Here is a 975-nt window from a genome sequence, read left to right on the forward strand (position 1 = left end):
CGGCGTGGCGGCCGGCGGCCCGGCGGCGGCCCGGCCACGGCGGCGGTCCGGTGCCAAGGCCGCCCGCGCGGCCAGCGGGAACGAGCTGACCAGCCCGATGCAGGGCACCATCGTCAAGATCGCGGTCAGTGACGGGGACACCGTCGAGGCCGGCGACCTCGTCGTCGTCCTGGAAGCCATGAAGATGGAGCAGCCGATCACCGCGCACCGGGCGGGCACCGTCACCGGGCTGACCGCGGCCGTCGGCGCGGTCGTCTCCAGCGGCGCCGTCCTCTGCGAGATCAAGGACTAGCAGGCGGCGGTTCGCCCGCCCCGGCCCGGTTCGTCCGTAGTCCGCAGGCTTCGGAGTTCGCAGGCTTCGGAGTTCGTAGGCTGATGCCATGGGCACCGACGGCACGGACGGCAGCGGGACGAACCAGGGCGGGGCCTGCCCGCCGCCGGCGAGGAGCTCGGCGCGGCCGGGCGGCGCGGCACCGGCGTCAGAACCGGTGCCCGCCGGACCGGCGCCGGCCGAGCGGCCACCGCTGACCGGCCGGATCTACTACCTGGTGGGCGGGACGCTGCCCCCGCGGTACAACCAGTGGGTCTCCCACGACCTGACCGGGCCGCGGTGGCGCGTCCGGCAGGCATCCCGGCCGCCGTTGCTCATGCTGCCGTTCGCCGTCATGTTCGCGCTGCTGCCCGGGCGCCTCAACATCCGGCTCACCATCGCGATCGTCCTGCTGGCGATCGCGGTCGGCCTGGGGTTCGCCACCGCCGGCTACTTCCGCAACCGTCGCCTCGTCCAACATGGCTTCCCGCCGGTGTTCCCGCTCGAGGAGGACGAGGACAGCGGCCCCGAGGACGCTGGCCGCGCGACCGCCGATCACACAAATGCCCATCATGACCGGACGGGGACCGGCCGCGACCGCCCGGGGACGGACGGCCGCTGACCGCCGCCGGCCACGGCACCCGCCGCCCGGGACGGCCCGCCAG

At 75.3% G+C, this 975-nt stretch carries 2 protein-coding genes; both read left to right on the forward strand.

Features of this window, described 5'->3' with window-relative positions:
- Positions 1-292: biotin/lipoyl-containing protein (locus NBW84_RS20130; protein WP_250286412.1), on the forward strand; the 292-nt coding region annotated here is incomplete at its 5' end.
- An 88-nt stretch (positions 293-380) separates the two neighbouring features.
- Complete coding sequence (locus NBW84_RS20135; protein WP_250286413.1) at positions 381-932, forward strand: DUF5313 family protein; 552 nt, start codon at positions 381-383, stop codon at positions 930-932.
- Positions 933-975 lie beyond the last annotated feature (43 nt).

Origin of the sequence: Protofrankia sp. CiP1_Cm_nod2 (genome assembly GCF_920664355.1) — a bacterium.
Classification (GTDB): domain Bacteria; phylum Actinomycetota; class Actinomycetes; order Frankiales; family Frankiaceae; genus Protofrankia.